The organism is Halorhodospira sp. M38, from assembly GCF_022227985.1.
Lineage (GTDB): Bacteria > Pseudomonadota > Gammaproteobacteria > Nitrococcales > Halorhodospiraceae > Halorhodospira > Halorhodospira halophila_A.
The window spans coordinates 19,713-28,410 of sequence record NZ_JAJNQP010000023.1 but is presented as its reverse complement, the minus strand read 5'-3'; the positions used below and the strand labels follow the sequence as shown (position 1 = coordinate 28,410).

The following is an 8,698-nucleotide window of genomic DNA, read 5'->3' as shown; positions in this document are numbered from 1 at the left end:
GCTCCCTTCGCTCAGTCGTCGCCGTTGGCCGGTGTGCGCCCGAGCAGGGGCAGCCCCGCCCGATCGGCGATCCGTTTGCGCGCCTCGTCGGCCAGCTGCCGGCGGTCCCGCTCCGCGGCCGGGATGGGGTCCAGGAAGTGGATGTGGACCTCCACCCCGTGGCCGGCCGCCCACCAGGCGCTGTCCAGCATGCGCCGCTCCGGCACCAGTTCCCCCAGATCGTCACCGCGGTGGCGCGGACGGTAGCCGATGGCCACCGGCTGCACGGCGGAGTCGGCCTCGTGGGCGGCACGGAACAGCCGCGGGCGGAACGGCTGGATGCCGAATTCGGTGCTGATCCGGCCCTCGGGGAAGAAGATCACGGCATCGCCCCGGCGCAGCCGCTCGGCCATCTCGCCGGCGGCCCGCTGCGCTGCGCCGCTGTGGCCGCGGCCGATGAACAGGGTGCCGAGGTTGCGGGCCACGCGGCCGACAATCGGCCAGTCGCGCAGCTCCGCCTTGCTCAGGAAGGTGTCCGGCACCAGGGCGAACAGGGCAACGATGTCCAGCCAGGAGAGGTGGTTGGCCACCAGGAGGGCGCCGCGCTGCGGGCGACCGTGCCGGTGAAGGCGGACGCGCATCAGGGCCATGAGGATCCGGTTCCACAGGGCCGCGGCGTGGCGCCCGAGCCGCCGCGAGAGCAGGCTGGCCCCGGTGACCCACAGCCCGCCGAGGAGCAGGTGGACGAGGGCCAAGGCGAGGATCAGGGCCGCCCGTACGCGGCGGGCCACGCTCATTCGCCGTGCCCCGCACGCCGCTCGACGAGCCGGCGGATGACCCGCGAGAGCCCGTCGTTGAGCAGCTCATGGTCGTCGAGCAGCTTGGCCTGCCCGTCGGCCACGGCCGCGGCGAGCGCCTCGGTGCTGCGCTCGAGGACCTTGAAGCCGGCCCGGTTGGCGAAGATCAGCCGACCATCGGCGGTGTGCCCGGCCAGCCGGACGCGCAGGCGCTCGCCCTGTGCCCCGCCGATCTCCATCCAGGTCCCTTCGGGCAGGGCGGCCACCCGGCGCACGTCCCCCTCGCGGTGGCTCGCCGCGGCGGTATCGTCGTTCCTGGCGCTGAATTGGGCCAGCCCCGGATCGCCGCGGGTCAGGCAGTTCAGGTACTCGGCCTCCAGGGCGCGGAGCACCTTGCTGACCTCGAAGGGGTCATGGAGGACCTCGCGCAGGCCGTCGGCCACCTCGTGGAGGAGCAGGGGGATCTCCAGGACCAGCCGTCGGCGCGAGGTGGCATCCGGCGGGGTGTCGACGCTCCAGACCAGGCGCTCCATCACCGCGCAGTGGCGGACCCAGTTCTCAGAGTCCGCGCCGTCGCTCAGGTGGATCAGCAGCAGCAGCCGTGCCCAGGCGTCCCGGATCAGCTGCTCGATGAGTGCCGGCGGCCGGCGCCCCTCCAGGCAGCGCTCGATCTCCTCGCTGACCCGCTGCCGGGCCGCCTCCACACGGTCGCGGCTGCGCACGGCGCGTGCTGCGAATCGGGTCTCGTCGGCGACGCTGGTCGCCGCCGACGGCCCGGCGGGGTCCGCCGCGCCGTCGCCGGTGAGCTGCGCCACCGCCTCGCGGTGTAGATCCGGCAGCATGCGGCCCACGGCGTCCCCGAGCGTTTCGAGCACCACCTCCTGTGCCGGGGCGGCGAGCGGCGGGCGTTGCTGGACACGCAGCAGCAGGTCGGCCACCTGCGCTGCGGCCAGCGGGTTGAGCGGCTCGCGCACGCGCACCGTGGGGAGGGCGGCGTCCAGGGCGCGGGTGGTCGGCTCGGTCGTCGCTGCGGTGCGGCTGCGCAGATCGGTCAGTATGCGCGCCGCCGCGCTGTGGTGCGCCGGGGTGGGTGGCGGGTCAACGGCCGCCGGGTCGATGAGCCCGGCGAAGCGGTACTCGAGACCGGCGCGCAGGACCTCTTCCATGTCGTGGCGGTGCAGTCGGACCATCTGCATGTCTTGGCGGTAGGCGTCACCCTGCTCGCCGCCGCCGGCCAGCTCGTGGAGCCGCTCCTGCGCCTCGTGCAGGCCCTGACGCAGCGATCCCACCAGACGGCCCTCGACGTGGCGGCGCAGCCGCTCGATCCGACCGGGGATCGCCCGACCCTGACCGCGTTCGGTGCGGGCGAGGTAGACGACATTGTCCGGGGGGGGCTCGGTCATATCGGCTTCGCTCATGGGTCGGGAGGATACCCGTGGCGGGGGGATGTGAGAAGGCGACTCAACGGGTTACCGCCCCCTTGCAGCTGCGCCAACTTGTCAGCCCCCGGACCATCGGGTATCTTCCACAACCGTTGTCTGCCGACGAGACCGTCAGGAGATCGGCCTCGCATGCTTGCTGCAGTACTTTCCGGATTCGTGCTCGCCGCCCTCGTGCCGTGGCTGCAGCCCGTCCTGGGCCGCCGCGCCGGCTGGGCCTTCGCCGCGCTGCCCGCGGTGCTCACCCTCTATTTTGCCACCTTCCTGCCGCAGATTGTCGGCGGCGAGACGGTGTGGATGGAGTACACCTGGGTGCCCGGGCTCGACGTCAACCTGTCCTTTTACGTGGACGGGCTGTCGCTGCTCTTCGCCCTGCTGATCTCGGGGATCGGCACCTTCGTCCTGCTCTACGCCAGCGATTACCTGGATGGCGACGAGCGTCAGCCGCGCTTCTACGTCCACATCCTCGCCTTCATGGCGTCGATGCTGGGCCTGGTGCTCTCCGATAACCTCATCACCCTGTTCATCTTCTGGGAGCTGACCAGCATTACCTCGTACATGCTGATCGGCTACGACAACGAGGATGCCAAGGCGCGGCGCTACGCCCTGCAGGGTCTGCTGGTGACCGTTGGCGGTGGTTTGGCGCTGCTCGCCGGTTTCATCATGCTGGGGATCGTCGGCGACACCTACACGATCTCCGAGCTCCTGAAGCAGGGCGATGTGATCCGCGAGCACGAGTGGTACGTGCCGCTGACCCTGCTGATCCTCCTCGGCGCCTTCACCAAGTCGGCCCAGGTGCCGTTCCACTTCTGGTTGCCGCGGGCCATGGCCGCGCCGACCCCGGTGTCGGCCTACCTGCACTCGGCCACCATGGTGAAGGCCGGCGTCTTCCTGCTGGCCAAGCTGCACCCGGCACTGGGTGACACCACGCTGTGGATGACGTTGCTGCCGCTGGTCGGCGCCATCACCATGTTCACCGGCGCCTACTTCGCCGTGCGCAGCACCGGGATCAAGGGGGTGCTGGCCAACTCCACGGTGATGGCCCTGGGTACGCTGACCATGCTCGCCGGTATCGGTACCGAAGGGGCGATGATCGCCTTCGGCGCCTTCCTGCTGGCGCACTCGCTCTACAAGGGCGCCCTGTTCCTGGTCGCCGGCGCCCTCGACCACGAGACCGGCACCAAGGACGTCCTCAAGATGGGCGGCCTGCGCCACGCCATGCCGAAGACGGCGGTGCTGGCCGCGGTCTCGGCCCTGTCACTGGCCGGCATCCCGCCGCTGTTCGGCTTCCTCGGCAAGGAGCTGATGCTTGAGTCGGTGCTGGAGGCGCCCTACCTCTCGGCGGTGCTGGCGCTGCTGGCCCTGGGCACCGCCGTGCTCGTGGTCATTGTCGCCGGCATCGTGGCCATCCGGCCGTTCTTCGGCGAGCGCACCGAGACCCCGAAGGAGCCCCACGAGGCGCCGCCGGGGATGCTCGCCGGGCCGGCGGTCCTCGGTGTCCTGAGCCTGCTCTTCGGGGTGTTCCCGTTCATTCCCGAGGGGCTGATCGGTGCCGTGGCCTCATCGCTGGCCGGTGAGCAGATCTCGGTGAGCCTCTCGCTCTGGCACGGGGTCAATCTGCCGCTGGTCATGTCGCTGTTCGCCATTGCCGCCGGCGCCTTCCTGTTCACCCGCTGGGATCAGGTGCGCGAGGCGATGGCCCGGTACGACTGGCTCTATGAGCGCGGCCCGGAGGCCGGTTACTTCCGCACCCTCGACGCCCTGGTCTGGAGTGCGGACTGGCAGACCCGCGTGCTGCAGAACGGTTACCTGCGCCACTACATCACCACCACGGTGCTGACTACCGTGCTGCTGGTCGGCTACACCCTGGCCACCCGCTACGACGGGGGCTTCGGCGCCGGCCTCGAGGTCTACTTCTACGAGTGGATCATCGCCGGTGTGCTGATCGCCTCGGTGCTCTTCGCCTGCGTGACCAACTCGCGGCTGGGGGCGGTGGCGTCGCTGGGCGTGATGGGCTTCACCGTGGCGCTGATCTTCATCCTGTTCAGCGCCCCGGATCTGGGCATCACGCAGATCCTGGTGGAGACCCTGACGGTGATCCTGCTGGTCCTGGTGCTCTTCCGGCTGCCCGGCTTCATGAACTTCTCCACGCCGCAGCAGCGGGTGCGCGACGGTGTGGTGGCCGCGGTGATGGGCGTGCTGGTGACCTCGCTGCTGCTGATCACCATCGATGTCCAGTTCGCCGAGCCGATCTCGGCCTACCACCTGGATGAGAGCGTGCCGCTGGCCCACGGCCGCAACGTGGTCAACGTGATCCTGGTGGACTATCGGGCGCTGGACACCCTGGGCGAGATCTTCGTCGTCGCCCTTGCCGCCATCGGCGTCTACGCCATGGTCAAGTACCGGGTGACCGGTGAGAGCAGTCCCGCTGAGAAGGAGGACAAGCAATGATCCAGCCCGGGTCCCTGATCCTCTCGACGATGGCGCGGGTGCTGCTGCCGCTGCAGCTGCTGTTCTCCATCTTCATGCTGCTGCGCGGTCACGACCTGCCCGGCGGCGGCTTCATCGCCGGGCTGGTGGCCTCCTCGGCGTTCATCCTCTACCTGTTCGCCTTCGGCGTGCCGGCCACGCAGCAGGTGCTGCGGGTGGATGCGCGGACCATCGCCGGGGTCGGCCTGGTCATCGGCACCCTGGCCGCCGTGCCGCCGATCTTCATCGGCGAGCCCTTCTTCAAGGCGCTGTGGTGGTATCCGGAGATCCCGTTGATCGGGGAGGTGAGCATCAACACGCCGCTGATCTTCGACGTCGGGGTCTACCTCACCGTGCTCGGCTCGGTGCTGGCCATCGTGGTGAGCCTGGCGGAGGCGGAGGAGTAAGGCTATGGAACCGTTAATGGCCGTCCTGGTGGGCATCATGTTCGCCGCCGCCATCTACATGATGCTGCGCCGTTCCATCGTCAAGCTGGTCATCGGCCTGATCCTGCTCTCCAACGCGGCGAACCTGCTGTTCTTCACCGCCGCGGGGATGACGCGGGGAGCGCCGCCGCTGATCCCCGAGGGCGCCGACGGGCCGGTGGGCGCGGTGGGTGATCCGCTGCCCATGGCCCTCATCCTGACCGCCATCGTGATCGCCTTCGGCGTGCTGGCCTTTGCGCTGGTGCTGATCAACAAGGCGTATCAGGTGGTGCAGGCCGACGACCTGGATCAGATGAAGGATACGGACACGTGAGTCTGCAAGTCGCCATCCCGGTTCTGCTGCCCCTGCTGCTGGGCGCCGTCTCGCTGGCGGTCCATCGCCACCTGACCGTGCAGCGCTGGCTGGGGGTGCTCGGCACCGGCGCGCTGCTGGCCAGCACCCTGTGGCTGCTGCACACGGTCTGGCACGAGGGCGTGGTGGTGATGCACATGGGCGACTGGAAGGCGCCCTTCGGCATCACCCTGGTCGCCGACCTGCTTGGCGCGATCATGGCGGTGCTTACCGGCATCATGGGCTTCGCCACCGCCGTCTACTCCACGGCCACTACGCCGCGCGGGCACGAGCACTACGGCCACTGGCCGCTGCTGCACCTGCTGCTCGCCGGTGTCGCCGGCGCCTTCCTGACCGGCGACGTCTTCAACCTCTACGTCTGGTTCGAGGTGATGCTGGTCGCCTCGTTCGCGCTGCTGATCCTCGGCGGCGAGCGGGCGCAGATGGAGGGGGCGATCAAGTACGTCACCCTCAACCTGCTCTCCTCGATGATCTTCCTCTCGGCGGTGGGCATCACCTACGGCCTGGTCGGCACCCTGAACATGGCCGACATGGCGGTGAAGCTCGCCGAGGTGGATCAGCCCGGGCTGGTGACCGTGCTGGCGGCCATGTACATGGTCTCCTTCGGCATCAAGGCCGGTGCCTTCCCGCTCTTCTTCTGGCTGCCGGCGAGTTACCACACGCCGCCGATCGCCATCTCGGCGCTGTTCGCTGGCCTGCTGACCAAGGTCGGTGTCTACGCCCTGTACCGGGTGTTCACGCTGATCTTCACCCAGGATGTGGGCTACACCCACGAGATCCTGCTCTGGGCCGCCGGCTTCACGATGATCACCGGCGTGCTGGGTGCCGCGTACCACTACGAGGTGCGCCGCATCCTCTCGTTCCACATCATCAGCCAGATCGGCTACATGATCATGGGCCTGGCGCTGTTCACGCCGTTGGCCCTGATCGGCGGTGTCTTCTACATCGCCCACCACATCATCGTGAAGACGAATCTCTTCCTGGTCGCCGGCGTCGCCTATCGGATGCTCGGCAGCTATGAGCTGCGCGACCTGGGCGGGCTCTACAAGCACCGGCCCTTCCTGGGGCTGCTCTTCGCCGTGCCGGCGCTCTCGCTGGCCGGCCTGCCGCCGCTCTCTGGCTTCATCGCCAAGCTGATCGTCATCTGGGCCGGCGTCGAGCAGGCCTCGTGGGGGATCGTCTTCGTCGCGCTGCTCACCGGTCTGCTGACCCTCTACTCGATGACCAAGATCTGGCAGGAGGCGTTCTGGCACGGCGTGCCGGAGCATGTCCAGGACACCTCGGTGCTCACCGGCGAGCGGCGGGATCCGGGCCTGTGGGCCATGTACCTGCCCATCGCCGGACTGGCGCTTCTGACCCTGTTCATCGGTCTTTACGCGCAGCCGCTCTATGAGCTGGCCGAGGCCTCCGCCAAGCAGCTGCTTGATCCGCAGGTCTACATCGACGCCGTGCTGGAGGAGGGTGCGCAGTGATCCCATTCGCCTGGAACGTTGTCCTGGCCATGGTCTGGGTGGTGCTGACCGCCAACTTCAGTGCGGTCAATGCCCTGTTCGGCTTCCTGCTCGGCTATGGCGCCATCGCCGTGATGCAGAACCAGCTGCCGGCGTTCGCCGGCTACGGTCAGCGGGTGCCGCGGTTCATCCGTTTCGTGTTCTTCTACATCTGGGAGCTGATCAAGGCCAACGCCCGGGTCGCCTACGATGTGGTCACACCGGAGTGGGGCATGCGGCCGGGGGTGATCGGTGTCCCGCTGGAGGCACGCACGGACGGCGAGATCACCGTGGTCGCCAACCTGATCAGCCTGACCCCGGGGACGCTGTCGCTGGACGTCTCCACCGACCGGCGGGTGCTCTACATCCACGCCATGTACATCGAGGATGAGGAGGCGCTGCTCGATGAGGTCAAGGAGCTGGAGCGCCGGGTGCTGGAGGTGATGCGCTGATGCTCGGGATTGCCGCAACCCTCGTCTTTGCCATGCTCTCGGCGTCGCTGGTGCTGGCCTTCGTGCGCCTGGCCAAGGGACCGATGCTGCCCAACCGGGTGGTGGCGCTGGAGCTGATCGCCTCGATCCTTGTGGGGTTCATCGGCGTCTACGCCATCCACACCGGGGTTGACGACTTCATCGACGTGGCCATCGTCCTGGCCCTGCTCGCCTTCATGGCCGCGGTGGGGTTCGCCCGCTATCTGGAGAAAGGGGGGCCGCGGGATGACTGAGTTCCTGCAGGAGCTGATCGCCTCCGCCCTGCTGCTGCTCGGCGGCGGGCTGATGCTCATCGCAGCGGTCGGGCTCTACCGGCTGCCGGACCTGCTGACCCGGATGCACGCCACCACCAAGGCCGGTGCCTTGGGGGCGGCGCTGATCATCGCCGGGGTGGCGGTGCACTTCGCCGATGCCTCGGTGACGGCACGGGCGGTGGCTATCATCGTCTTCATCGTGCTCACGGCGCCGGTGGCCGCCCACGTCATCGGTCGGGCCGGCTACTTCGTCGGTGTGCCGCTGTGGGACGGGACGATCAAGGATGAACTGCGCCACCACTACGACCCCGAGACCCACGTCCTGCGCAGTGGGCTCGAGGATCGGGACGAGCACTAGTCCTCGTCGCGCCGCCGTGAGGCGAGCCGTTCCAGGGCCTCGCGCAGCGCCGGGTCGCTGCTGGTGGCGGCGGCCCGGCGCAGGGTGTTGGCGGCCTGCTCGCTGAGCGGCCCGGGTCCCTGGAGCTTGCGCGGGGCCGACGAGGCCGGGGCGACGCGCACGGTCACCCGCCGCGGCCGCTGCCCGGAGATCGCCTCGGCGGCGTCCTGGAGCTGGCGCGACAGGTAACGAAGCCGCGTTCCCCAGCCGCTGCCGTCGGCGATCAAGACCATCTCCTCCTCATCCAGTCGGGCTAGGCGCCAGTGGCCCTGCGTCTCCGGCGGCAGGTTCCGCTGCAGCCGCCGCCCGAGCCGCTCCAGCCCACGGGCGTGGTCGATGACGGCGCGCAACGGCCCGGGGCGCTGTGCCAGGCGCGGCGCGATCCGGTGCAGTTTGCCCTCACGGCGCGGAGGGCGGGCCGGGTTGAAGCGTTTCGGGTCGCTCATGTCGTCGGAGTCTCCGGTTCCCGCCGCCCGGATGCAAGGGGGACCGCGCCCCGGTGGGCTGAATCGGCGGCCGACGCCTTACCCTCCCGCACCGATTATCTGTATCCTGTTGGACTTGACTTCGCCGGAAATCTGTAT

At 69.0% G+C, this 8,698-nt stretch carries 10 protein-coding genes; 7 read left to right on the top strand and 3 right to left on the bottom strand.

Annotated elements, in window-relative coordinates; genetic code table 11:
- Nucleotides 1-11: 11 nt before the first annotated feature.
- Nucleotides 12-776, bottom strand: a complete 765-nt coding sequence (locus LRA98_RS11360; protein WP_238634261.1) for a lysophospholipid acyltransferase family protein — start codon at nt 774-776, stop codon at nt 12-14.
- The gene (locus LRA98_RS11355) at nt 773-2,179 is read right to left on the bottom strand and encodes a DUF1631 family protein (RefSeq protein WP_238640843.1); all 1,407 of its coding nucleotides are present in this window, start codon (nt 2,177-2,179) and stop codon (nt 773-775) included. The genes LRA98_RS11360 and LRA98_RS11355 overlap by 4 nt, the downstream gene beginning before the upstream one ends.
- A 168-nt stretch (nt 2,180-2,347) precedes the next feature.
- Between LRA98_RS11355 and LRA98_RS11350 the strand changes: the two genes are divergently transcribed.
- Genes LRA98_RS11350 through mnhG form a run of 7 tightly spaced genes read left to right on the top strand, consistent with a single transcriptional unit; the run spans nt 2,348 to nt 8,075 of the window.
- A complete protein-coding gene (locus tag LRA98_RS11350) occupies nt 2,348-4,666 on the top strand; it encodes a putative monovalent cation/H+ antiporter subunit A (RefSeq protein WP_238634013.1) in 2,319 nt (772 codons plus the stop codon).
- Nucleotides 4,666-5,091: a Na+/H+ antiporter subunit B gene (locus LRA98_RS11345; RefSeq protein ID WP_238634025.1), complete on the top strand. Its 426-nt coding sequence runs from the start codon at nt 4,666-4,668 to the stop codon at nt 5,089-5,091. The genes LRA98_RS11350 and LRA98_RS11345 overlap by 1 nt, the downstream gene beginning before the upstream one ends.
- Before the next feature lie 4 nt (nt 5,092-5,095).
- Nucleotides 5,096-5,443, top strand: a complete 348-nt coding sequence (locus LRA98_RS11340) for a Na+/H+ antiporter subunit C (protein ID WP_201172237.1) — start codon at nt 5,096-5,098, stop codon at nt 5,441-5,443.
- Nucleotides 5,440-6,954, top strand: coding sequence for a Na+/H+ antiporter subunit D (locus LRA98_RS11335; RefSeq protein WP_238634014.1), 1,515 nt, complete (start codon nt 5,440-5,442; stop codon nt 6,952-6,954). The genes LRA98_RS11340 and LRA98_RS11335 overlap by 4 nt, the downstream gene beginning before the upstream one ends.
- Nucleotides 6,951-7,424, top strand: a complete 474-nt coding sequence (locus LRA98_RS11330) for a Na+/H+ antiporter subunit E (protein ID WP_201172233.1) — start codon at nt 6,951-6,953, stop codon at nt 7,422-7,424. The genes LRA98_RS11335 and LRA98_RS11330 overlap by 4 nt, the downstream gene beginning before the upstream one ends.
- Nucleotides 7,424-7,696, top strand: a complete 273-nt coding sequence (locus LRA98_RS11325) for a monovalent cation/H+ antiporter complex subunit F (RefSeq protein WP_238634017.1) — start codon at nt 7,424-7,426, stop codon at nt 7,694-7,696. The genes LRA98_RS11330 and LRA98_RS11325 overlap by 1 nt, the downstream gene beginning before the upstream one ends.
- Nucleotides 7,689-8,075 (top strand): monovalent cation/H(+) antiporter subunit G, encoded by a 387-nt coding sequence (gene mnhG / locus LRA98_RS11320; RefSeq protein ID WP_201241431.1) that lies wholly within the window; start codon nt 7,689-7,691, stop codon nt 8,073-8,075. Before LRA98_RS11325 ends, mnhG begins: the two co-directional genes overlap by 8 nt.
- Here mnhG and LRA98_RS11315 read toward each other — a convergent pair.
- Nucleotides 8,072-8,560: a DciA family protein gene (locus LRA98_RS11315; protein ID WP_201172229.1), complete on the bottom strand. Its 489-nt coding sequence runs from the start codon at nt 8,558-8,560 to the stop codon at nt 8,072-8,074. The genes mnhG and LRA98_RS11315 overlap by 4 nt on opposite strands.
- Nucleotides 8,561-8,698: the final 138 nt, after the last annotated feature.

Coding starts and splice junctions, on each gene's coding strand:
- LRA98_RS11360 (WP_238634261.1), bottom strand. CDS start 776: ATGAGCGTGGCCCGCCGCGTACGGGCGGCCCTGATCCTCGCCTTGGCC.
- LRA98_RS11355 (WP_238640843.1), bottom strand. CDS start 2,179: ATGACCGAGCCCCCCCCGGACAATGTCGTCTACCTCGCCCGCACCGAA.
- LRA98_RS11350 (WP_238634013.1), top strand. CDS start 2,348: ATGCTTGCTGCAGTACTTTCCGGATTCGTGCTCGCCGCCCTCGTGCCG.
- LRA98_RS11340 (WP_201172237.1), top strand. CDS start 5,096: ATGGAACCGTTAATGGCCGTCCTGGTGGGCATCATGTTCGCCGCCGCC.
- LRA98_RS11325 (WP_238634017.1), top strand. CDS start 7,424: ATGCTCGGGATTGCCGCAACCCTCGTCTTTGCCATGCTCTCGGCGTCG.
- mnhG (WP_201241431.1), top strand. CDS start 7,689: ATGACTGAGTTCCTGCAGGAGCTGATCGCCTCCGCCCTGCTGCTGCTC.
- LRA98_RS11315 (WP_201172229.1), bottom strand. CDS start 8,560: ATGAGCGACCCGAAACGCTTCAACCCGGCCCGCCCTCCGCGCCGTGAG.